20 protein-coding genes and 1 pseudogene are annotated in these 22,078 nt (G+C 63.2%); 6 read left to right on the forward strand and 15 right to left on the reverse strand.

The features are described 5' to 3' along the window. Nucleotides 1-32 precede the first annotated feature (32 nt). On the reverse strand, nucleotides 33-1,442 hold the full coding sequence (locus G3O01_RS40610; protein WP_205813115.1) for a UDP-glucose/GDP-mannose dehydrogenase family protein: 1,410 nt from the start codon (nucleotides 1,440-1,442) through the stop codon (nucleotides 33-35). A 75-nt stretch (nucleotides 1,443-1,517) separates the two neighbouring features. Further along, nucleotides 1,518-2,915, reverse strand: a complete 1,398-nt coding sequence (locus tag G3O01_RS40615; protein ID WP_205813116.1) for an undecaprenyl-phosphate glucose phosphotransferase — start codon at nucleotides 2,913-2,915, stop codon at nucleotides 1,518-1,520. Nucleotides 2,916-3,524: 609 nt separating this feature from the next. Between G3O01_RS40615 and G3O01_RS40620 the strand changes: the two genes are divergently transcribed. After that, a complete protein-coding gene (locus tag G3O01_RS40620; RefSeq protein ID WP_205813117.1) occupies nucleotides 3,525-5,054 on the forward strand; it encodes a mannose-1-phosphate guanylyltransferase/mannose-6-phosphate isomerase in 1,530 nt (509 codons plus the stop codon). A gap of 312 nt (nucleotides 5,055-5,366) precedes the next feature. Here the strand turns inward: G3O01_RS40620 and G3O01_RS45810 are convergent, their stop codons facing one another. The 3 genes and pseudogenes from G3O01_RS45810 to G3O01_RS40630 form a co-directional block, all read right to left on the reverse strand. Beyond that, on the reverse strand, nucleotides 5,367-6,152 hold the full coding sequence (locus G3O01_RS45810; protein WP_346779262.1) for a DUF6566 family protein: 786 nt from the start codon (nucleotides 6,150-6,152) through the stop codon (nucleotides 5,367-5,369). A 231-nt stretch (nucleotides 6,153-6,383) separates the two neighbouring features. After that, nucleotides 6,384-6,602, reverse strand: a pseudogene (locus G3O01_RS45465) (transposase); the annotation flags it as partial. A 551-nt stretch (nucleotides 6,603-7,153) separates the two neighbouring features. Then, nucleotides 7,154-7,450, reverse strand: coding sequence for a YciI-like protein (locus G3O01_RS40630; RefSeq protein WP_205813119.1), 297 nt, complete (start codon nucleotides 7,448-7,450; stop codon nucleotides 7,154-7,156). A 252-nt stretch (nucleotides 7,451-7,702) separates the two neighbouring features. Here G3O01_RS40630 and G3O01_RS40635 point away from each other — a divergent pair, with 252 nt between their 5' ends. The 3 genes from G3O01_RS40635 to G3O01_RS40645 all read left to right on the forward strand — a co-directional run bounded on the left by G3O01_RS40635 (nucleotide 7,703) and on the right by G3O01_RS40645 (nucleotide 9,759). After that, nucleotides 7,703-7,999, forward strand: coding sequence for a PsiF family protein (locus G3O01_RS40635; protein WP_205813120.1), 297 nt, complete (start codon nucleotides 7,703-7,705; stop codon nucleotides 7,997-7,999). A 317-nt stretch (nucleotides 8,000-8,316) separates the two neighbouring features. Beyond that, the gene (locus G3O01_RS40640; RefSeq protein ID WP_205813121.1) at nucleotides 8,317-8,763 is read left to right on the forward strand and encodes a hypothetical protein; all 447 of its coding nucleotides are present in this window, start codon (nucleotides 8,317-8,319) and stop codon (nucleotides 8,761-8,763) included. A 408-nt stretch (nucleotides 8,764-9,171) separates the two neighbouring features. Further along, entirely contained in the window at nucleotides 9,172-9,759 is a 588-nt protein-coding gene (locus G3O01_RS40645; RefSeq protein WP_205813122.1) for a YSC84-related protein, read from the forward strand. A gap of 335 nt (nucleotides 9,760-10,094) precedes the next feature. Here the strand turns inward: G3O01_RS40645 and G3O01_RS40650 are convergent, their stop codons facing one another. The 10 genes from G3O01_RS40650 to mltG form a co-directional block, all read right to left on the reverse strand. Beyond that, nucleotides 10,095-11,168, reverse strand: coding sequence for a glycosyltransferase family 4 protein (locus tag G3O01_RS40650; RefSeq protein ID WP_205813123.1), 1,074 nt, complete (start codon nucleotides 11,166-11,168; stop codon nucleotides 10,095-10,097). A gap of 384 nt (nucleotides 11,169-11,552) precedes the next feature. Continuing rightward, nucleotides 11,553-12,716, reverse strand: a complete 1,164-nt coding sequence (locus G3O01_RS40655; protein WP_205813124.1) for an AAA family ATPase — start codon at nucleotides 12,714-12,716, stop codon at nucleotides 11,553-11,555. Nucleotides 12,717-12,792: 76 nt separating this feature from the next. After that, nucleotides 12,793-14,238, reverse strand: coding sequence for an alpha,alpha-trehalose-phosphate synthase (UDP-forming) (otsA, locus tag G3O01_RS40660; RefSeq protein ID WP_205813125.1), 1,446 nt, complete (start codon nucleotides 14,236-14,238; stop codon nucleotides 12,793-12,795). Nucleotides 14,239-14,506: 268 nt separating this feature from the next. Next, nucleotides 14,507-14,863: a Rap1a/Tai family immunity protein gene (locus G3O01_RS40665; protein WP_205813126.1), complete on the reverse strand. Its 357-nt coding sequence runs from the start codon at nucleotides 14,861-14,863 to the stop codon at nucleotides 14,507-14,509. Nucleotides 14,864-15,006: 143 nt separating this feature from the next. Continuing rightward, a complete protein-coding gene (locus G3O01_RS40670; protein ID WP_205813127.1) occupies nucleotides 15,007-15,744 on the reverse strand; it encodes an ankyrin repeat domain-containing protein in 738 nt (245 codons plus the stop codon). 51 nt (nucleotides 15,745-15,795) lie between these two features. Then, nucleotides 15,796-16,587, reverse strand: coding sequence for a TatD family hydrolase (locus G3O01_RS40675; RefSeq protein WP_205813128.1), 792 nt, complete (start codon nucleotides 16,585-16,587; stop codon nucleotides 15,796-15,798). 51 nt (nucleotides 16,588-16,638) lie between these two features. Continuing rightward, entirely contained in the window at nucleotides 16,639-17,145 is a 507-nt protein-coding gene (locus G3O01_RS40680) for a GNAT family N-acetyltransferase (protein ID WP_205813129.1), read from the reverse strand. A 72-nt stretch (nucleotides 17,146-17,217) separates the two neighbouring features. After that, nucleotides 17,218-18,279, reverse strand: a complete 1,062-nt coding sequence (locus tag G3O01_RS40685) for a DNA polymerase III subunit delta' (protein WP_205813130.1) — start codon at nucleotides 18,277-18,279, stop codon at nucleotides 17,218-17,220. A 94-nt stretch (nucleotides 18,280-18,373) separates the two neighbouring features. Then, complete coding sequence (gene tmk, locus G3O01_RS40690; RefSeq protein ID WP_205813141.1) at nucleotides 18,374-18,994, reverse strand: dTMP kinase; 621 nt, start codon at nucleotides 18,992-18,994, stop codon at nucleotides 18,374-18,376. Next, nucleotides 18,994-20,004 carry an endolytic transglycosylase MltG gene (mltG, locus tag G3O01_RS40695; protein ID WP_205813131.1) on the reverse strand — a complete coding sequence of 337 codons (1,011 nt, stop codon included), beginning with the start codon at nucleotides 20,002-20,004 and terminating at the stop codon, nucleotides 18,994-18,996. The genes tmk and mltG overlap by 1 nt, the downstream gene beginning before the upstream one ends. Nucleotides 20,005-20,081: 77 nt before the next feature. On the opposite strand from mltG, the gene G3O01_RS40700 reads away from it, so the two are divergent. Together G3O01_RS40700 and G3O01_RS40705 are read left to right on the forward strand one after the other, a co-directional pair. Beyond that, entirely contained in the window at nucleotides 20,082-21,143 is a 1,062-nt protein-coding gene (locus tag G3O01_RS40700; RefSeq protein WP_205813132.1) for a folate-binding protein YgfZ, read from the forward strand. 101 nt (nucleotides 21,144-21,244) lie between these two features. Beyond that, the gene (locus G3O01_RS40705) at nucleotides 21,245-22,066 is read left to right on the forward strand and encodes an NRDE family protein (RefSeq protein WP_205813133.1); all 822 of its coding nucleotides are present in this window, start codon (nucleotides 21,245-21,247) and stop codon (nucleotides 22,064-22,066) included. Nucleotides 22,067-22,078: the final 12 nt, after the last annotated feature.

Here is a 22,078-nt window from a genome sequence, read left to right on the forward strand (position 1 = left end):
GCGGCCTCTCCAGGAGTCGATGACGCCTTGCTTTACAGCGCGTCAGCCGTCGCAGGCGACGCTGCGGTGGCTTGCGTTTGCGCGGGCTGGCGGCCGATTGCGTGATACTCGATACCGAGTTCGCGCATCGTGTCCGGTTCGTACAGATTGCGGCCGTCGAAAATCAGCGGCGTCTTCAGCAGCGTCTTGAGGCTGTCGAAGTCCGGGCTCTTGAAGACCTTCCATTCGGTCAGGATCACGAGCGCATCGGCCTGTTCGGCGGCCTGCATTTCTTCGTCCGCGAACGTGAGGCGCGCGAGATGCTGCGGCTTGCCTTCGAGATCGAGCGCAAACACGCGCTTCGATTCGTCGATCGCAACCGGGTCGTACGCGACGACCTTCGCGCCGCGTGCGAGCAGGTCGGCGATCAGCGCGCGGCTCGGCGCTTCGCGCATGTCGTCGGTGTTCGGCTTGAATGCGAGACCCCACACGGCGAACGTACGATCCGACAGATCGTCGCCCAGACGCGCGACGATCTTCTGCGCGAGGATCATCTTCTGCGTTTCGTTGACGGCTTCGACGGCTTCGAGAATGCGCAGGTTGTGACCCATCTCGCTGCCCGTGCGGATCAGCGCCTGCACGTCCTTCGGGAAGCACGAACCGCCGTAGCCGCAACCCGCGTACAGGAAGTCGTAGCCGATGCGCGGGTCCGAGCCCATGCCGCGGCGCACTGCTTCGATATCGGCGCCGACGCGGTCCGCGAGATTCGCGAGATCGTTCATGAACGAGATGCGCGTGGCGAGCATCGCGTTGGCTGCGTACTTCGTGAACTCGGCCGAGCGCACGTCCATGTAGATCGTGCGTTCGCGGTTGCGGTTGAACGGCGCGTACAGGCGCTTCATCAGTTCGCGCGCCTTCTCGCCGGGCACGTCGTCGTCGCAGCCGAGAATGATGCGGTCCGGGCGCGTGAAGTCTTCGACGGCGGCGCCCTCTTTGAGGAACTCGGGGTTCGACACGACCGAGAACATCTGCTTGAGGCCGCGCTGATCCAGCTCTTCCTGCACCGCCTGCGCGACGCGGCGCGCGGTACCGACCGGCACCGTCGACTTGTCGACGATCACCTTGAAGCCTTTCATATGGCGGCCGATGTTGCGCGCGGCTGCCAGCACGTATTGCAGGTCGGCCGAGCCGTCTTCATCGGGCGGCGTACCGACGGCGATGAACTGGATATCGCCGTGCGCGACCGCCGCTTCGACATCCGTCGAAAACTTCAGGCGCCCCGCCTTGCGGTTGCGCGCGATGATCTCCAGCAGACCCGGCTCATGGATCGGCACGCCGCCGTTGTTCAACACGTCGATCTTGCGCTGATCGACGTCGAGGCAGAAGACGTCGTGTCCGATGTCTGCCAGGCAGGCACCCGTCACGAGGCCCACGTATCCGGTTCCAACGATCGTCAGGTTCATGAATTACACCTCGGAGATTGAATGGTTCTGTAAATGACGAACGCCGCGCGTTCGATGCGATGGACGCGCCGCGTTTCAGTACGCGTTGCTGCCCACGAAGCCTTTCCAGAAAGTCAGGCCCACGATCTTGATGTCGAGCCAGAAGCTCCAGTGCTGCATGTAGTACAGATCGAGCTTCACGCGGCCCATCATCTTTTCGATGCGATCGGTTTCGCCGCGATAGCCGTTGATCTGTGCCCAGCCGGTGATGCCGGGCTTGATCCGGTAGCGGTGCATATAGCCCTTCACCAGATCCTTGTAGATGTCGTCGTGTTCGAGCGCATGCGGACGCGGCCCGACCACCGACATTTCGCCGCGCAGCACGTTGATGAACTGCGGCAGCTCGTCCAGGCTGGTCTTGCGCAGGAATGCGCCGACGGGCGTGATACGCGGATCGCGCCGCGTCGCCTGAGTGATCTTGCCCGCCTCTTCCTTGTGGACCTTCATCGAGCGAAACTTGAAGATCTCGAACTCGCGTCCGTCGATGCCCTTGCGCCGCTGCCGGAAGAACACCGGTCCCGGCGACGACAGCTTCACGGCGGCAGCGATCCCGAGCATCAGCGGTGCGAGCGCCGTCAGCGCAGCGAGCGCGAACAGACGGTCAAAGATGCGCTTGGGCAGCACGCGCAGATCGGTGATCGGCGAGGCCGCGAGATTGATCGCGGGCACGCCGAGCAGATCGACCATCGGCTGGTTGAAGAGCGTCAGGCTGCGCACATCCGGAATGAAGCGGATGTTCACGAAGTCGTTGCGGAATTCCATCACGAAGCGATGGATGACCTTTTCCTTCGACATCGGCAGCGCCATCCACAGTTCGCGCACCGAGCGGCGGCGCATCTCGTCGATCATCGCGGCATAGTCGCGCCGCACCGGCACGCCTTCGATCGCTTCCGGCTCGTCGGTGTCTTCATAGTGGCTGCGGTTGTCGTCCTCGTCATACACGACGACGGGGCTGAAGCCCGCTTCGGGACGGCTGCGCATCTGCTCGATCAGAAACTTGCCGTACGGCGCACCGCCGACGATCGCCACTTTCTTCTGGTTGAAGCCTTCGCGGCGCAGGCCGCGCAGCACGGCATGCACCAGCGACTTCGTGACGATCAGCAACACCACCGTGGCGACGGCCCAGTACACGAGCCACAGGCGCGACAACAGATCCGAGCGATGCAGGCTGAAGCTCATCAGCACGCCCGTGATCTCGACCATGGTCCAGCCCATCGTCACGCGCGCCAGCAGGTCGTACAGCGGCTTGCCGCGCCACGACTGATAGATGCCGAGCGCGGGAAAGAACAGGATCACGAGCAGGCAGTCGAACGCGAGCGACACGCTCTGGATGTCGTCGAGCCATACGAAACGGCCCGCGTGCATGGCCGCTGCGATGAGCGCGCCGAGCGCGACCATGCCGATGTCGATGATTCTCGATAGAACGCTCAGCATCTGCTGCACCTCGCCTTGTCTGTCAGTTCGATCAAGTTCTGTCCACGGTCCGTTGAAAAATGCGTCGCGGGATTCGCGCGCCGTCTGTCGGGCAATTCAATGCGCCTTGCAATTGCCGGATTGCGTATCGGTCAATCAGATTGCATTGACGATCGAATGCGGCTTCATCGCGCTGGTGAGTGAATACCCTTGTACAAGGCTCCATAAAGCGGCATTAAAATTCCGGCTGCAAGGCAGCAAAAAATCTCAAAATGTATCGGCACGATTTACGATATTTTTTCTGCTTTTATTCGGTAACTATTGCCGAATTATGCAAATTCGTTGAGCGATGCGGACCATTCCGGTCACCTTTCTCTGTCTTTTTGACGCTTGCGGTGCCAGATGACGTCGTGGCCGCACCGGCAGTCGGCTTTATTTCATCGGCGCGAATTGTGTCGAGTCAATTTTTATCGGATTTATTTTCCGTTTTTATGGCATTGCGAAATTATTCACCAATGCTGATCAAGCATTTTTCATTGTAATTATTCGACAGAAATTCAATCCGGTTTATTGACGGATTACGACGTGATAAAAACTCAGGCATTCACCCCGCTTCGAGGAGTTATCACCATGACTGCTACGGCGTCAGCCGTCGATAATCGACAGGCGAATCAAACCCGGCTCAACGTCAAGCTCAAGGTTCACCCCGTCATACTGGCTGGCGGTTCCGGCACGCGTCTGTGGCCGATGTCGCGCGAACAGCATCCGAAACAGCTGATTGGCCTGCTGGGCGCAGACTCGCTGCTGCAATCCACGACACACCGGCTCGACGGGCTCGATGCCGGTTATCCCCTTGCCGAGCAACTGGTTGTCGTCTGCAACGAAGAGCATCGCTTCACGACGGCAGAGCAACTGCGCGTGAGCGGCAAGCCAAGCCGCCTGATTCTCGAACCGTGCGCGCGCGACACGGCGCCGGCGTTGACCATCGCGGCGCTGTCCGTGCTCGCGCAGGACCAGGACGGCATCATGGTCGTGATGCCCGCCGACCACGCCGTCACCGACAGCGAAGGTTTTCACGCTGCCGTCGCGGCAGGCGTGCAGCACGCGTCGAACGGCCATATCGTAACGATGGGCATCGTGCCCTCGCGTGCCGAAACGGGCTATGGCTATATCCGCATCGGCGCATCGATGCCGACGGACAACGCCTCGGGCGAGCGCACGATCGACGCGCACCAGCTCGACCGCTTCGTTGAAAAGCCGCATGTGGAACTGGCGCAGCGCTACCTGGAATCGAAAGAGTACTGGTGGAACAGCGGCATTTTCATTCTGCGTGCGTCGACGTGGATCAAGGCCGTGCGCCACTTCCAGCCCGCCATTTACGAAGCCTGCGAAGCCTCGCACGCACAAGGCACGACCGACGGCGACTTCTTCCGCGTGCAGCGCGACGCGTTCGACGCATGCCCGTCGAATTCGATCGACTATGCGGTGATGGAACGTCTCGGCAGCGACACGTCGGTCTGCTCGGGCGTCGTCGTGCCGCTCGACGCGGGCTGGTCCGACGTCGGTTCGTGGGATGCCATCTGGGACATCCTGCCGAAGGACGATAACGACAATGTCGGCCGCGGCAACGTGATGTTCGAAGGCGCAAGCTCGACGTTCGCGCATTCGGAAGGACGGTTGATTGCATGCGTCGGCACGCAGGATCTCGTCGTCGTCGAAACGGACGACGCGATTCTCGTCGCCGACAAGAACCGCGTGCAGGACGTGAAGAAGGTGGTCGGCCGCATCCGCGAAACGCAGGGCAAGGAGGCCGTGAACCATCGCAAGGTGCACCGTCCGTGGGGCCACTACGATTCCGTCGACATGGGCGAACGCTTCCAGGTGAAGCGCATCGTCGTGAAGCCGGGCGCGCAACTGTCGCTGCAGATGCACCACCATCGCGCCGAACACTGGATCGTCGTGCGCGGCACGGCGCTCGTCACGCGCGGCGAAGAGCGCTTTATCGTGTCGGAAAACGAATCGGCGTATATCCCGCTCGGCGTCACGCACCGTCTCGAGAACCCGGGCAAGATGCCGCTCGAAATCATCGAGGTGCAGTCGGGCTCGTATCTCGGCGAAGACGACATCGTGCGCTTCGACGACACCTACGGCCGTCGATAACGTGCAAGACGACGGGCGCGCGAGCGCCCGTCCCCGCTTTGGACAGCTGTGTATTGATGCTTCAGACCGGAACAGCGGTATTCAGCGAAACGCGCATTACGTAATGCGTAAAGCGTAATGCGTGGATCGCAGGAACGGACAGCAGAAACGACGAAAACGACAAGGACTACGAGACAGCGTCAGGCGTGTGCAACACGCACCGGCAACGACAGAGACAGCGTGACATGCAGCAACGCGCAACGCCGTTGCGCGCACTCCCCGGCAACCGGTTCCATCACGGAATCAAACGATGGCGTGTTGACGCCACCGTCATCATCCTACGTGCGAAAGCAGATTCGACGGCAACGGATAACGTTCGCCCGTCTTGTCCTTGGCGGCATCGGCCGGATAGCGGCGCAGCGGCATCAGACGCGGATTCAGATGCTGCGGCAGATGCGGATTGCCCGCCGCCGTCGCGGCAACTGCAGCGACATTCGCAGCCGCGAGCACAGGCGTCGGCGTGAGTTCGGGCATGGCACGCGAGACCGGCCGTACAGCTGCCTTCGGCGCATGCGCGCCGATGCCCGGCACACTCGCGTGCAACCCTGCCGCTGCATCAAACGTGCGGCACTCGCGGTCGATCCATTGCCGCGCCCAGTCGAGCGCAAAACGATGCGCTGCATCGGCGTCGGCGAAACGCGGGCCGATCAGGCCCGAGCGCTCCACGCGCTTGCCATCCTTCATGATCTCGGCCCATGCGCGGAACTTGTCGTCAGGCACCGGCTCCGCCACGACATAAATCGTGTAGCCCTGGCGGTCGGCAACCTGCAGGCCGCGCGGCGTCGTCAGACTCATCCACAGCGGCGTGTGCGTGCCGGCATCGATGCGTTCATCACGCTCGTCATGCTCGCCGGCTTCGTCGCGCGCTTCGGGTGCATCAGGCACCATCAACGCCACTTCAGCGCCCTGCACCTGCAACGGCGCATGCATCTGCGCGCGCTGCACGTCGTCGAACACGGGAGCGGCGTCGTGCGCACTCGCAACAGCTGCGAGCGGCGCCTCGACAAAACCCGTCTCGACAGCCGCGGAACCCGCGAGCTGACGCGTGATGTCGGCCATCGGGGCGAGCGCGCGCCAGCCCGTCGGCGCGCCGGGCTCTTGCTGGGACGCCTGCCACGTCTCGGGGCTCTTCCAGAACACACCCCGCGCGAGTTCGTCGCGCGGCTTCGGCGCTTCGACCACGGGCGCCGGCTTCGGCGCAGCGGGCGGCGTCGGTTCCGGAATATAGGCGAACGCGCGGCCATTCAGTGTCAACAGGCGGATCACTTCAGCCAGCACGCCGTTGGCTTGCCACTCCTCGAAGCGGCGCCGGCAGGTAGGCCCTGACGGATAACGGCCGGGAAGCTTCGACCACGGCTCACCAGTAGTCAGGATCCACAGTACGGCATTGGCCACGATTCGGGGTTCGGCGCGGGGCCGTCCGCGTCGGTTCAGGCGGACGGCTGGCTCGTCAGAAACAAGCGCAGATACCTGCGCCCATTCGTCATTGCTTAGCTCATCGAAAAACATTCAGTTCTCCACGCAGCCTGGCCCGGCTGCGGCTTTGGGCTCGCACGAACTTCATTTTGGCGGTTCGTGTCAGGTCCTCGGTTGCACAATATGCTTATACGTTCTTGCGCCGGTATTAAGAAACCGCACATCGATAGTGCGCTAGTTCACCGGTATGACGCACAAAACGTGGTCTCACTCGTGCATGGGAGAATTTGTGCACGAAGCATACCATTGCTAGGGTTTGTCTGAATATGACTGAGACAAGTGTTACGGATAGAAACAATCTTGTCCTTTTTGCTGCGTCGTTTAGTTGCCGGCTGTCACAGAATTGACGCCGGCTGCAACGACTTCGACACTGCGCGAACGGCGCGACACAGCGCATTCATGCTCGCGCTGCCGCGATGACAAACATCTGTTCGCGTGGACGGCGCACAACACTATTGACGCAGTTACATTCGGTTCGATGTGCGACGCATCAGCGTGCGAGTGCGCGGCGGTGTTTCTATTTGTGATGCATCGCCGCCGCGATGTGAAGAGCATAACAAGCGTGGTTGGCCTAAATAATGGGATCACCGCACGGGCGTCGCGGCGCGTTCGCCGACAACGGTGGTCCACTGCCGCACGCGCCATGTCTTGACGAGCCCATTGAGCACATACGGGTCGGCCTGGGCGAACGATTCGGCGACAGCGGGCGAATCGCCCTCGAACAGCAGCACCGCCATATCGACAGGATCGGCAAGCGCGCCGCCGAGTTGCAGTTCGCCGCGTTCGGCGGCTGCCCACGCATGCTTCAGATGCGCGCCGCGAAATTCCGCGCGACGCTCAAGATAGTCCGATGCGACATCGTAGATCAGCAGATAGTGCATGGCGAAAACTCCTGGATTGCAATGACGTTGACGACTCAAGCATAGCGGCACACGCGTTCAGGGTAAGCGATCTTAGGGAAACACCTGTGCAGTCTGAATGTGGCCTACGTCAACCGTTTGTATGGCCTGTTCGTTCTGACAGACACCATGCATAGCAATGGTGACGGCCGATCACAGCACAGGCGATGCGCCCCGGCTCGATGCCCGTCTCACGATAACCAACAAGATCCACAACCCGTGATGGAGTGTCCCATGAAGATCCAAGCCGCTCTCGCTGCCCTCGCCCTGACGGGTCTGCTCGCGTCGCCTGCTTTTGCCGCGAACAGCCAGCAATCGAAAATGACCGACTGCAACAAGCAGGCGGGCGACAAGAAGGGAGACGAACGCAAGGCGTTCATGAAGAGCTGCCTGTCGGCGTCGCCGGCGGCGGCTGCATCCACGCCGATGACGCAGCAGGACAAGATGAAGATGTGCAACAAGCAGGCCGCCGACAAGAAAGGCGACGACCGCAAGGCGTTCATGAGCTCCTGCCTCAGCAACAAGGGCTGAGCGAGCCGTTGCGCGTCGCGCTGCGCGAGTTCGTGCGGCGCCACAGGCGATGCGGTATCGACGGGCGGCGTCCATTACGGGCGCCGCTTTTTCTTTTGGGCGTCGCGCCGATGCCGTCGTGGTGAAGCGGCGGCGTTTTCCGTCATGACAGCTTGCGCGCCCGCGCACACAAGCCGCTTATTCCCGCTATCACACCCTGCACTTCCCGGGCCGTTTTCTTCTATGATGGCGGCACAGACGGCCCACCCCACACACAACAAGTCCCACGGGCCGCCAGCTTGTCGTTGATGCCGCAAGCGCATCGCACGGAGGCAAGGATGGTTGGGAGACACAAGAACCGCTGGCTGCGTCGCTGGCTGGTGGTGATCATATTCTGGGCCGTGCCCGTGGCGATCGTCGCCGTGCGCGAGATTCAGGAGGAAATGGCCTACAACCGGGTCGACCTGAACAACGCGCTCACGAGCTGGCAACTGACCGACGCGCAACGCGCCGCAGGTGCGGCCGCGCGCTGTCACGGCATGCCCGACGACGCGCGCGCAGCGGGCTGCCCCGCCGATGTGCTGGCCGCGAACGCGCCGCGCCAGCAGGAAGCGCTCAACGAATACGCGGTCCGCAAGAGCACGCTCGCCAGCTATCTGTGGCATGCGTTCGTCGGCTACTGGGTGGTGCCCGCCGCGACGATCTTCGCGATCGGCTTCGTGATCGGCATGGTGCGACGCGCGCTGCGGCGGCCGCCCGTCAACAAGAGCCCGGCGAACCATTAGCGGACGCCGACGCGGCTCGCGCGCTGGTTGGATGACGGCAGGCGCCATACGGGCGCTCCTGCGGCTTTCCCGCAACACTTTCCATTGGCTTACGACGACGACATTGCACTGCAAAACCGGTAAATACGACCGTGCGCGAGTGCCCTCACCGATGACCCGGATTCGCGCAGACGACGACCGTTCGCGTCTGCCTTCGCACTTGCCGAACCTTGTTCCGAGTGCATTCTCACGCGCGCGAGGAACCGGCCAGAATTACCCGACGAAACGCTGGCCATCGCGGGAGTGCCCGTCACACAAGGGTTTGCGCGGTGTCCCCAGAACCCTTGCATTGCTGGTACGTGTGATATAACTAAACAGGCAACCCGCGTGAACTGAGGCTGCACCCCGGAACCACGATGGAGAAAAACGATGCAAAGACGAAACTTCATGTTGAAGAGTACGGCAGCGCTCGCTTTCGGAACCCTTGCACTGGCCGGCTGCACCACCACCAAGAGCAGCGGGGAATCTGCCGCTACCGACATGTCGAAACGGCAGTCGATCGACGCCAGCGTCGACGGCACCATGTCCCGTCTCTACACCACGGTTCAAGGCTCGCGCGAACTGGTTGCGAAAGCGCGCGGCATTCTGGTTTTCCCATCCGTGTTGCAGGTCGGCTTCGTGGTCGGCGGGCAATATGGCGAAGGCTCGCTGCGCGTGGGCGGCGGCACGGTCGGCTACTACAGCACGATCTCCGGCTCGTTCGGCCTGCAGGCAGGCGCGCAGTCGAAGGCGATCATCTTCCTGTTCATGACCCAGGACGCACTCGACAAATTCCGCAGCTCGGACGGCTGGTCGGTGGGTGCCGACGCGTCCGTCGCGCTCGTCAAGGTCGGGGCGAATGGCGTCGTCGATTCGACCACGGCGACGGCACCCGTCGAAGTGTTCGTCCTGACGAACGCCGGCCTGATGGCCGACGTGTCGCTAGCGGGTACGAAGGTCTCGAAGCTGAAGATCTGACGCATGGCGGGATGACGGCGCGGCGGCCTGAACGCGGGCCGCTGCGGCGAAGCGCTACGGGATGCGGACGCCAGGTCCGCGTCGCAGTTCCGGCTGGTCGCCGACGACGGGAGGGGCTACGCCACCCTCGCCCATCGGCGACGAAGATGATACGAATGGAAGTGACGAAGGGCGGCGCAATCGCGAGATTGCGCCGCCCTTTGGTTATATGGAGCGGCTCGTGCGAAAGCCTGATGAGTCGCTTCAGGCGGCAGCGGCGAAATTTGCCAGCGCCGTCAATGATGCTGACGAACCGGCCGTGATGTTCGGAAGCGAAGCGCCCGTGCCGGAGTGATCTAGCTGGTAGTCGACGACGTGTCGATCACCTTGAAGCGCGAACGCTTCTGCGCGCGAATCACCGACTGATACGCCTCGATGTACTGGCGCGCCATCCGGTGCGACGTGAAGCGCTCCTCGAAGCGCTGGCGCACGCCCGCGCGCGGCAGCTTGTGCAGACGGTTGACGGCGGCAACCGCGCCGATTTCATCCTCGACGATGAAGCCCGACACGCCGTCATCGAGCACCTCAGGCACCGAGCCGCGATTGAACGCGATCACGGGCGTGCCGCACGCCATCGCCTCGATCATCACGAGCCCGAACGGCTCCGGCCAGTCGATCGGGAACAGCAACGCATGCGCGCCCGACAGAAACTCGGCCTTCTGATGATCGGCGATCTCGCCGATGTACTCGACATACGGCAAATCCAGCAACGGCTTGATATCGCGCTCGAAGTACTCGGCGTCGGCGGCATCGACTTTAGCCGCAATGCGGATCGGCAAGCCGCAGCGGCCTGCGATTCGGATCGCCGTATCGACGCGTTTTTCGGGCGAAATGCGACCGAGGAACGCAAGGTACTTCTGCTCGACAGGCTGCGGCGTATAGAGCGTTTCCGGCAAGCCGTGATAGACGGTGCTGAGCCAGCGCGCCTGCGGCAACGGATGGCGCTGCGAGTTCGAGATCGAGATGACCGGGGCAGTGTTGAACGTGTCGAACACGGGCTGCTGTTCGGGCAGATCGAGACGGCCGTGCAAGGTCGTGACGAACGGCGTGTCTTGACGTTTGAACACCGAAAACGAGTAGTAGTCCATGTGAAAATGGAGCACGTCGAAATCTTCGGCCTGACGGCGTACCAGTTCCATCAGCAGCATGTGCGGCGCGATACGGTCGCGAATGCCGGGGTCGAGGCGCAGCGCGCGTGGCCACACGGGCTCGAGCTTCGCGCGCGTCACGGAGTCGCCGCTAGCGAACAGCGTCACGTCATGGCCCAGGTCGACCAGTGCCTCGGTGATGTACGACACGACACGTTCGGTCCCGCCATAGAGTTTCGGCGGCACCGATTCGGTCAAAGGAGCGATCTGCGCAATTCTCATCTGTGTCTCCAGGGGCCGCGCAAGCGCGGCTGCAGCGAGCAGTGGCGAACGAGTATGACAGCAGGCAGACAGCCGATCAAACGCAGCGCGGCGATTTCATGCGCATTGTCGGGCGATGTCGGGTTTATCCGTATGCGGCTTTCGTGCCATGGCCCGAATGACGCCGCATCGGAACGAAACGCACGCATCCGGCCGTGGGCCTCTCGTGTCCTAAGAGCCGATTATTGCCCGACGTCTGCCCGCCACACTGTAGGTATTTCAATTGCATTACGCTGTTACAGTCGGGAAACACTCGCCTCGGGCAATCCCTTGTTGCGCTTTGGCGCGAAATACCGGGTCGTGCGAAGCGCGTGGCGTGGCGTGGCGTCACGTCGCGTCTTTGGGCTAGCGCGCTGGCCACTTCCAGGCAGGCAGATCACGCGACTCGGCGTCGGCGATGCGCGTTGCGCCCAGTTGTTTTTCGAGCACGACCGATTCGCTGCCCTCCTCGCGTTCGAGCGCTGCGATCAGCCGCGCCGCATGCGACACGACGATTACCTGCGAACGCAACGAAGCTCGCGCAATCAGGCGCGCGAGCGCGGGCAGCAGATCGGGATGCAGGCTCGTCTCCGGTTCGTTGAGCACCAGCAACGCGGGCGGTCTGGGCGTCAGCAGCGCCGCGACGAGCAGCAGATAGCGCAGCGTACCGTCGGACAATTCGGCGCCCTTGAGCGCACGCAGCAGCCCTTGCTGCTGCATCGTCACCTCGAAGCGTCCTTCGATATTGGTGATGGCGACGCGCGAGCCGGGAAAGGCGTCATCGATGGCGGCATCGAGCGCGGATGCGTCGCCGATCTCGCGGATGGTCTGCAATGCGGCGGCGAGGTCCGCGCCGTCGTCGCCAAGCACGGGCGTATGCGTGCCGATCTGCGGCAGGCGCACGGGTGATTCCGCATCCGTTCTGAAATGATCGTAGAAGCGCCACGAACGGATCTGTTCGCGCACTGCGATCATCTCCGGCGCGCTACGCGGATCGGAAAACTCCGTCATCATGCTGTCGAAACTGGCGACGCTATGCGGAATGGTCTGCCATTCACCGTCGTCGGCGCGCGCGCGGATCGACGCGCCATGCCGGTCGACCAGCAGCGCCGACGGACGCAACACGGGGCCGCTCCAGATGCATTCGCGCTTGATGACGGGATCGAGCCCGAACTGGGTCTCGCCCGGAATGGGCAAGCCGAGATCGATCGCATAGCCGAATTCGTCGCCCGCAAAACCGAGCCGCAGATTGACGGGCTCCGTGCGGCGCGTGCCCTGCACAGGAACGTCGCCTGCGAGCATCGCGCGGGAGAAGCGCTCGGGCCCGGCCCACAGCGTGGATTGCAGGCCGCCTTCGCGGGCCAGCGACGGAATCACGCCGCCGCGTGCCGTCACAGCCAGCAGCCGCAACGCGCGATACACGCTCGATTTGCCGCTGCCGTTCGCGCCCGTGATCACGTTCAGGCGCGCGAGCGGCACGATCAGATCCCGCAGCGAGCGATAGTTGGCGATCGCGAGCGTCGTCAGCATTCGCGCTCCGTATAAACGGCGCGTCGATCAGACAAAGCAGGATTATTCCGGATGTCGAATGATTGCTGGCGCCGCATCAGCCACGACTCGCTTTCTTCACCCGAGGCGCACCTTCCGACGCGCTATCCGACAACGGCGCGGGAGCAGGCACGCTGCGCAGATCGCGCAGGAATGTGTCGCGCCACACGCCGAGATCGTTCTTGCGCAGCGCTTCCATATCCCGCTCGTGACGCTCCTTGCGCTCGCTGAGCGGCATTGCGAGTGCACGCTCCAGCGCTTCGCACATGCCGATCGAATCATGAGGATTCACGATCAACGCGCCTTCCAGTTCAGCCGCCGCACCTGCGAACATCGACAGTACCAGCACGCCCGGATCGTCCGGATTCTGCGCCGCGACATACTCCTTCGCGACGAGATTCATGCCGTCGTGCAAAGGCGTCACGAATCCAACCTGCGATTCCCGGAACAGCGACATCAGCTTCCAGCGGTCGTATTGCTGGTTCAGATAGCGGATAGGCGTGTAGTCCAGACCTGAGTATTTTCCGTTGATGCGCCCGGCTTCGTATTCGAGTTGCTGACGGATGTCCTGGTAGGTCGTGACATCCGAGCGCGTGGGCGGCGCAATCTGCACGAGCGTAACGTTGCCGCGCCATTCGGGCGAGCGTTCCAGCAGCGCTTCGAACGCGCGAAAGCGCTCGACCAGGCCCTTCGAATAATCGAGCCGGTCGACGCTCATGATCAACTTGCGCCCTTCCAGGCTCTGCTTCAGGTCGAGCACATGCTGCCGGCTTTCGTAGCGCTTGGCCTGCTCGGCGATGTCGTCGGGAAACACGCCGATCCGGTAGACGCCCGTGCGCAGCTGGCGACCGAACGCTTGCGCGTGGCCATCGGCCGTTACCGTGCCGCGCGCGTGCCGGCGCAGGTAGTCGTGAAAAGCGACCTCGTCGTTCTGGGTCTGGAATCCCAGCAGGTCATAGCAGCACAGCGAGCGCACCAGCTCTTCGTGCGGCGGAATGTTCAGCAGAATCTGCGGCGACGGAAACGGAATGTGCAGGAAGAAGCCGATACGGTTCCTGACGCCCTCGGATCGCAGCGCCTCGGCGAACGGAATCAGGTGATAGTCGTGAACCCAGATGACGTCGTCCGGTTTGAGCAGCTTGATGAGCTTGTGCGCAAGCCAGGCATTGACCCGGCGATAGCCCGCGTACTCTTCGCGCTCATAGCGGGCGAGATCGTTGCGGTAATGGAAGACGGGCCACAGCGTCGCGTTCGAGAAACCGCGGTAGTACTGGTCGTAGTCCTTGCGCGTGAGGCCCGTGGTCGCAAAAGTGACGTTGCCGTCCTGTTCGAGCGTCGGCCCGGCGTTCGCGACGGTTTCGCTGACGACGTCCCCGCTCCACCCGAACCACACGCCGCCCGCGTCCTTGAGCGCGCCGAACACGCCAACCGCGAGCCCGCCTGCCGAGCCTTTGGTTTCCGTTGGCGTTGCCACGCGATTCGACACGACGATCAGTCGGCCCATGTTGCTGTCCCTCCGCTCTGTTGGCGCACGCGGTCATGCAGTGCCGCGCGCATTGTTCAGTGCTGGTTCGACCGCGATTGCACCCGATCAGTTGCACCTCTGTGCAAGGCCGGACGGCATAGGCAAAACGGCCGGCCTGAAAAGAACGCAGGGTTAAACGCGTTCGGAGAAGGAGAAGCACAAAACGCGCGCGGTGCACGAGGCACGGCGCGCGTCGAAATAAACGGCAATCGGACTCAATCTGACGAAACGAAGCGGCGTGCGCCGCTTAGCTGCCCGACTTGCAGGGAAACGCCTTGCCGAGCCCCAGCGAGATCGCCGTGCTCGCGTTGTAACCCGCTACATTCGGATTGTCGGCGATGTACTTGCGCACGGCGTCCGTCAGTTGCTGCGAGCGTGCCTCGGGCGGCAGGCAGAAATACTGGCCGACACGCGGGCCCGTGGTCCCGCCGATCGCGTCGATCGTGTTGAAAATGCCGTCTGCGGCGCCTTCGATATACGCTGCACACGCGCTACGCGACGCAACGTCCGTCTTCGTGCACAGCTTGTTCAGGTCGCCCCCCGTGAACGCGGCAGCCGTCAACGGCACAGCGAGCGCGCTGGCGCAAATCAATACCCGCAGCATGTTTTTATCCTTACTGGTGTGAGCCCGAACCAGTCGACGCGGTCCGGCGGTCTTTGCCGCCCCGTCTATGCGATGGATCCCGGCTGCAATTCGGGCGCGTGGTGACCCGCGCCCAGAGCGCTATTTTGCACTGTTTTACTGCATTACTGGGGCGCTTGCGGGGCCTGTTTCTGCATTTGCTGGAGGCGCGCCGTCAGCCCTTCGACGACGTCCGGCTCCTTGTACTGTTTCGCGAAATCGAGAGCCGTCAGGCCAAGCTGATTTTTCACGTTCATGTCCGCGCCGCTGTCGAGTAGCAGCTTCACCGTCGACACATGGCCGCCGCGCGCCGCCATCATCAGCGGCGTGGTGCCGTTCGGCGAAGCGGTGTCGATGTACGCGTCGTGGTCCAGCAGCAGCTTGACGATATCGTCGTTGCCGTTGGCGGCCGCATAGTGCAGCGGTGCCCAGCCCTTCTTGTTGACCTCCGCGTCCTTGGCGATCAGCTGTTTCACGATGTCGATGTCGCCGACCAAAGCGGCCATCATCATTGCGTTTTCGCCTGCCTTGTCGAGAATCTCGATGTCCGTCTTCGGGTTCGCGATTAGTGCGGCAACTACCTGGTCGGACTTCTCGCGCGCAGCGATCACGAGCAGCGGAATGCCCTGGTTGTCGGTCATGTTGGGATCCATGCCGTTTGCCAGCTGCTTCTTCACTTCCTTCACGTCGTCGAACTTGACGGCCTTGATCATCGTGTCGGCGGGTGCGGCGTGCGCGGGCAACGCGGCGAGCGCTCCGAGCGCGACGCCGGCTGCCAGCGTCAGGTTCGCCAGGCTGCGGCGCAGGTTGGCGGCGCGCGTGGGTGTTGCGCGGCGATGGTCCTCGGTCAGATATTTTTTCATGTGTTGCTTTAGGAAACGTCCCTATCCTTTTGATACCACGTGTTTTTTACTTCAGACGCCTGCGGGCGCCGGAATCTTGAACAGCCGGAAGAAATTGTCGCTCGTCGCTGTCGCGAGCGCTTCGTCGGGCATCTCGCGTTGCTTCGCGATGAAGCGTCCGACATAACTGACGTACGCAGGTTCATTCGGCTTGCCGCGATACGGCACGGGCGCGAGGTACGGCGAGTCGGTTTCGATCAGCAGACGCTCGAGCGGCACACGGCGCGCGACGTCCTGCACGTCCGTCGCGCTCTTGAACGTGACGATACCCGACAGCGAGATGTAGAAATTCTGCGCAATCGCCTGTTCGGCCACGTCCCACGGCTCCGTGAAGCAGTGCATCACGCCGCCCGGCACGCCCGCGCGCTCCTCGGCCATGATGCGCAGCGTGTCCGCCGACGACGCGCGCGTATGGATGATCAGCGGCTTGTCCGTCTGGTGCGCGGCGCGGATATGCACGCGAAAGCGCTCGCGCTGCCACTCCATGTCGTCGATCGAGCGGCCTTCGAGGCGGTAATAGTCGAGCCCCGTCTCGCCGATCGCGACCACCTTCGGATGCTGCGCCAGTTCGACCAGCTCGGCGACCGTCGGCTCCTGCGCGTCCTCGTGATCGGGATGCACGCCCACCGACGCATACACGTTGTCGTACGTGCGCGCGATGTCCAGCACGGACGGCAGCGTTTCGAAGTCGACGGAGACGCACAGCGCGTGCGTGACCGAATGCGAGCGCATGTTTTCCAGCACTTGCGGCAGACGGTCGCCGAGTCCTTCGAAGTTGATATGGCAGTGGGAGTCGACAAACATGGTGAAGTCCTGCGAAAAATCCGATAACCGATAACGATTGGAGGCTCTGGCTTACTGCGTGCCGTCCAGACGCTTGCCGAGAATGACCAGATCGCGCTCTACGCCGTCCAGCACCGCGACGCGCGGCAGCGTCCCCCAGGCCGTAAAGCCAAACGCCTGGAACAGTCGCACGCTTGGCTCATTGTGGCCGAACACGAAGCCGAGCACCGTGTCGATGCCGAGTTTCGGCGCTGCATCCAGCGCAGCCGCCAGCAGTTTCTTGCCCAAACCCTTACCGCGCGCGGCTTCGTCGAGATAGATGCTGACTTCCGATGTGCGCTGATAGGCCGGGCGTCCGTAGAAATCGGAAAAACTCAGCCACGCGATTATTTGACCCTGATCTTCGACCACCCACAGCGGACGCTTCTCAGGGCCGTGGGCATCGAACCACGCGCGGCGGCTTTCGACACTTACCGGCTCCAGATCGGCCGTCACCTGCCGCGACGGCACCGTCGAGTTGTAAATGGCCACGATGGCGGGCAAATCGTCGAGCGTGGCGTCGCGGTACTGAACAGTCATATCGATGTGGTTGATTCAATGGGCTAAAAGCGGTTGCGCGTCAGGTCACGCGCGCCGCGAGCGGAACACCGCTTACTGGACGAACAGGTCGCGATAACCGAGAAACAGTTCTTCGAACACAAGGCGCGCGTTGAGCGGATGGTTTTCAACCGCGCGCTGCCGCGTGACGAGGCGCATAAACCGCGCGAAAGCGTTCGCATCGGCCTGCGACGCACAACGCGCAAGTGCCGCCGACGCCGCCGGGAAATAGCGCGGCGTGCTTGCCGCGCCGACTGTGGACTGGGCGAGCAGGTCGTACATCCAGCGCTGCAGCCAGCCGAGCACGAGCGGCACGGGCAGTTTCTGCAGCGTTTCGCCGCACGCGAACGCATCGCAATTGGCGCCCGCCGCCAGCTGTTTGAGCGTCCAGTCGCGCAGCGGGCGGTTTTCGTCGCTCGCGAGCGCCAGCGCGGCCAGCGGCGCGCCGCCCGCTTCCGCGAGCAGGCCGGGCGCATCGGCGACGCCTTGCTGTTTGAGCCACCCGGTAGCGGCCTCGGGCGACGGCATCGTCATCGGCCACTGGCGGCAACGGCTGATGATGGTCGGCAGCAACCGGTCGATACGCGCCGATACCAGCAGGAACACGACGCCCGCAGGCGGCTCCTCCAGCGTTTTCAGCAGCGCGTTGGCGGCGGCGACGTTCAGCGCTTCAGCGGGATACAACACGACGACGCGCACGCCGCCCCGATGCGAACCGACGCCGCAGAAGTCCAGCAGCGCCCGTACCTGTTCGATCTTGATTTCCTTGCTGGGCGTGCGCGCTTTCTTGCCGCCGTCGTCGGCATCGGCTTTTTCCGCTTTTTCCGCTTTTTCCTCAGCGGCGCCGCCGGTGAAGCCTGCTTCCGCGGCGAGCGCCTCGGGCAGCACGATCCGGTAATCGGGGTGATTGCCCTGCGTGAACCACGTGCACGCCGCGCACTTGCCGCACGGCTGACCGTCCGGCAACGCCGCTTCGCACAACAGGCCTTGCGCCAGATGCTGGGCAAACCGCAGCTTGCCGATCCCCGCCTGACCATGAAGCAGCAGCGCATGCGGCCAGTGCGCGCGCAGTTGCTGCAGGCGGTTCCAGTCGTCGGTTTGCCACGGAAAAATCATCGTTTCTCTTTCAATTCAATAAGTTGAAGATAATTATTGATGTATCGGCCGAGCATTGCGATCTGATATGCGTCGATCTTATATCAACACAAAATCAGAGAGATGCAATCAATTCTTCAAGTTGCTTCTGGATATCGGCAATACTGCGCGTTGAGTCGATGATAGCGAATCGATACGGCGCTTCTTCGGCACGGCGCAGATACTCGGCGCGCGTGCGCGTAAAAAACGCATCCGATTCGCTCTCGAAGCGGTCCGGCGCGCGTGCCGCGCTGCGACGCTCGCTGGCGGTGTCGGGCGGGACGTCGAACAGCACGGTCAGATCTGGCTGAAAGCCGCCCTGCACCCAGCGTTCGAGCGTTTCCAGCTTGTCACGCGGCAGGCCGCGTCCGCCGCCCTGATAGGCGAAGGTCGCGTCGGTGAAACGGTCGGACAGCACCCAGTCGCCGCGCGTGAGCGCCGGTTCGATCACCTGCGCGAGATGCTCGCGGCGCGCGGCGAACATCAGCAGCGCCTCGGTTTCGAGATCCATCGACTGATGCAGCAGGATGTCGCGCAGCGACTCGCCGAGCTTCGTGCCGCCCGGCTCGCGCGTCATGACGACGGAACGGCCCGCGGAGGCGAGTTTCTGCTCCAGCTGGTCACGAAACCAGGCCAGATGCGTGGTCTTGCCCGCGCCGTCGATGCCCTCGAACGTAATGAATTTTCCCCGAGCCATCATTGACCTCGAATGTATTTGTCGACGGCCTTGTTGTGATCGCCGAGTGTGTCAGAAAAGATGCTGCTGCCGTCGCCACGCGACACGAAGTACAGCGCGCTGGTCTGCGCGGGATTGAGCGCGGCCTGCAGCGACGCGACGCCCGGCAGCGCAATCGGAGAAGGCGGCAAGCCCATCCGCGTATACGTATTGTAAGGAGTGTCCGTCTGCAGATCCTTCTTGCGCAAGTGACCCGTGTAGCTCTCGCCCATCCCGTAGATCACGGTCGGGTCGGTCTGCAGCGGCATGCCCACGCGCAGTCGGTTCGCGAACACGCCCGCGACCATCGGCCGGTCGGACGCCTTGCCGGTTTCTTTTTCGATGATCGACGCCATCGTTAGCGCGTCGTACGGCGTCTTGTACGGCAGACCAGGCGTGCGCGCGGCCCACGCTTCGTCGATGCGCAGCTTCATCAGCCGGTACGCACGGCGATAGACGTCGAGGTCGCTGGTGTCCCTGTCGAACAGGTAGGTGTCGGGGAAGAACAGCCCTTCGCCAGTGCCCGTGGGCGTTTCGGGCGCGCCGATCGCCTTCAGGATATCCGCGTCGGACATGCCCGCCGTGTCGTGTTTCAGTGCCGGGTTCGAATCCAGTTCGGCGCGCATGTGCCGGAACGTCCAGCCTTCGATGATCGTCGCCACATACTCGTTGACGTCGCCGCGTGCGATCTTCTGCAGCACGTCGTAAGGTGTGATGCCCTGCTTGAATTCGTAGTTGCCCGACTTGAGCGCGGTTTGCAGCCCGAGCGCGCGCGTCATCAGCACGAACAGCTCAGGCTCGACGGGCACGCCGCCCCGGTTGAGCTGCGCGGTGACGCTGCGCAGGCTGCTGTGCGGCTTGATCGTGACGTCGAGTTGCGGTGTGGCGAGCGAGACGGGTGTCGTGGCCCAGCGGTAAGCGCCGTACGCCGCGGCGGCGAGCAGCATCGCGAGCAGAACGCAGGCGATGAGGCATTTCTTCAGGAGGGACATGGAAACGTGGTTCGAGTGAAGCCAATATAATACTTGCTTGCCTCCGCCAAAGTCAGAATTGACTGTTCCCCGAATCCATGAACGCACCGCTAGCTTCTGCTCCTGGCACCGCTGTACCCGCTACTGCTCATGTAGCCGTTTCGCTCCCAGTGTTCCCGCGTGCCGCGCGCGACGAGTTCGACGCCGTCCTCTCGGCCGGCGCGTTCATGCCCCTGCCGCAGTTCGGCGTGATCGACACGACGGGCGACGATGCCGCCGCTTTCCTGCACGGCCAGCTCACCAACGACACCCAGCACCTGGATGCCGCCACCGCGCGCCTTGCCGGCTATTGCTCGGCGAAAGGCCGGCTGCTGGCGTCGTTCCTCGTGTGGTGCAACGGCGACTCGATCCGGATGCTCGTATCGAAAGACGTCCAGGCCGCCGTGCAAAAGCGCCTGTCGATGTTCGTGCTGCGTGCAAAGGCGAAGCTCAGTGACGCAACGGGCGACACGCTCGCCATCGGACTCGCCGGCGACGTGCGCAAGGCGCTCTCGGGCGTGTTCGATGCCATTCCCGACGGTGTGCACGTGAAAGTCGACGGACCGGCGGGGTCGCTGGTGCGCGTGCCGGATGCGGCGGGCCGTCTGCGTTACGTGTGGGTCGGGCCGAAGGCCGAAGTCGAAGCGCGCCTGCCGGCGCTCGAAGCAAAACTGAAGCGCGTGTCGCCCGCGGTGTGGGACTGGCTCGACATTCGTGCCGGCGAACCGCGCATTACGCAGCGCGTGGTCGAACAGTTCGTGCCGCAGATGATCAACTTCGACGTGCTCGGCGGCGTCAATTTCCGCAAAGGCTGCTATCCGGGCCAGGAAGTGGTCGCGCGCAGCCAGTATCGCGGCACGATCAAGCGGCGCATGTCGCTGGCGAACATTGCGGGCGAAACGGATAGCGTTCTGCCGGGTGCGGAGCTGTTCCATTCGGACGATCCCGGCCAGCCTTGCGGCATGCTCGTCAACACGGCGGCCGCGCCCGACGGCGGCGTCGACGCTCTCGTCGAGATCAAGCTGGCCGCGCTCGACAACGGCACCGTGCATCTCGGTGCCGCCGACGGCCCTGCGCTCACCTTCCTGCCGCTGCCGTACGCGCTGCCGACGGAAGTCTGACCCACCTTCGACGCCTGCATGTTCAAGACGCCGCGCCTGTTATCCCGTCGCGGCGTTTCTATTTCTGCTCTTTATTCTGCTCGCTCCCGAGAGTTCTTCCGATGTGTCTGATCGTGTTCGACTGGCGCCCCGAAGCGTCCGATGGCCCTCTGTTCACGCTCGCGGCGAACCGCGACGAATTCCTGAAACGCACAGCCGAACCGATGCATTGGTGGGACGATGCACCCGGTTTGCTGGCGGGCCGCGACCTCGTCGGCGGGGGCACGTGGCTTGGGATGACGCGCGACGGCCGCTTTGCCGCGCTCACCAACTATCGCGCGCCGCACGAAATGCGCGCCGATGCGCCGACGCGCGGCACGCTGGTCAGCAACTGGCTGTCGGGCAATCACGGAATCGCGAGTGGCGCTCCGCTGGAGTATCTGCTGCAGGTCGCGAAGGACGGCGACATCTACAACGGCTTCAACCTGCTGGTCGGCGACTGGACCCGGCGCGAACTCGCGTGGTACTGCAACCGCTCGCCCGCCGCGCCGACGCTGCTCGTGCCGGGCACGCACGGCATTTCGAATGCGGTGCTCGACACGCCGTGGCCGAAACTGGTGCACAAGCGCGCCGGGCTCGCCGAGGCGCTAGAGAGCGACGCCCGCCCGCCGCTTTCGACGCTGATCGACCTGATGCGCGACCCGCGCGTCGCGCGCGACGACGAATTGCCCGCGACGGGCATTTCGCTCGAACGCGAACGCGCGCTGTCGGCTGCCTTTATCGATACACCCGACTACGGCACGCGTGGCACGACGGCCTTGCAGGTAATCGCGCACGAAGGCCGCCTGAGCGTCGCCGCGCTCGAACGCAGCGACGACAACGGCTCGCATCGCGTCGCGCGCCCGGGCAATTACGAGCGCAGCTTTACGTTCGATATCGCCTGACGTCGTCCAGCC

Source organism: Burkholderia sp. Ac-20365, assembly GCF_017104715.1.
Lineage (GTDB): Bacteria > Pseudomonadota > Gammaproteobacteria > Burkholderiales > Burkholderiaceae > Paraburkholderia.